Annotated in this window: 2 protein-coding genes; both read left to right on the top strand. The window is 61.8% G+C overall.

What is annotated here, in order from left to right:
- Positions 1 to 529 (top strand): thiamine pyrophosphate-dependent enzyme (locus LCL87_RS25525; RefSeq protein ID WP_237692809.1); only part of this gene is annotated, 529 nt, incomplete at its 5' end.
- 18 nt (positions 530 to 547) lie between these two features.
- A partial coding sequence (locus LCL87_RS25520; protein ID WP_225024252.1) for a biotin/lipoyl-containing protein occupies positions 548 to 985 on the top strand: 438 nt, incomplete at its 3' end.

Below are 985 nucleotides of genomic sequence, written 5' to 3'. Positions count from 1 at the left end.
CTATGAGACCTACAACATGGCTGAACTTTGGGACCTGCCGGTCATTTTCGTCATTGAAAACAACCAATACGCCATGGGCACCTCGGTGGCCCGCTCGACCAAATCGCCATCCCTGTGGGAACGCGGCGCGGCCTACGGGATCGAAGGCGAGGAAGTGGACGGCATGGACGTGCTGGCCGTGAAAGAGGCCGGTGAGCGTGCCGTGGCCCACTGCCGCGCGGGCAAAGGGCCGTATATCCTTGAGGTGAAAACCTACCGCTACCGTGGTCACTCCATGTCCGATCCGGCGAAATACCGGACCCGCGAGGAAGTGCAGAAAATGCGCGAAGAACGCGATCCGATCGAGGCCGTGCGGTCTATCCTTCTGACCGGCAACCACGCGACCGAGGACGATCTCAAGGCCATCGACAAGGACATCAAGGCCGTGGTCAACGCCTCCGCAGAATTCGCCAAGGAAAGCCCGGAACCGGCGCTCGAAGAGCTTTGGACCGACATCTACGCGGACGAAATTCCGCAGCATAACGCCTGATCCGGGGAGAACGACACAATGGCAACCGAACTTTTGATGCCCGCCCTTTCTCCGACGATGGAAGAAGGCACGCTCGCGAAATGGCTGGTCAAGGAGGGCGACACCGTCTCCTCCGGCGACATCATCGCGGAAATTGAAACCGACAAGGCGACGATGGAATTCGAAGCCGTGGACGAAGGGATCGTCGGCAAAATCCTCGTGGCCGAGGGCACCGAGGGTGTGAAGGTCAACGAGGTGATCGCGATCCTCGTCGAAGAGGGCGAGAGCGCGGACGACATCGCGGCCCCTGCCCCCGCTGCTGAGGCTCAGGCCCCTGCGGAGGCCGAAGCACCGGCGTCTGCTCCGGCGAAAGCTGCGGCTCCGGTCGAGGTGGTGTCCAAAGCCTCCCCGGATTTCCCGGAAGGCACACCGATGAAAACCCAGACCGTGCGCGAAGCATTGCGCGACGCCATGGCT

The sequence above is a fragment of the Prescottella equi genome, assembly GCF_020171745.1.
Taxonomy (GTDB): domain Bacteria; phylum Actinomycetota; class Actinomycetes; order Mycobacteriales; family Mycobacteriaceae; genus Prescottella; species Prescottella equi_A.
The sequence above is the reverse complement of the archived record's forward strand: the minus strand, read 5'-3'. Positions and strand labels throughout refer to the sequence as shown.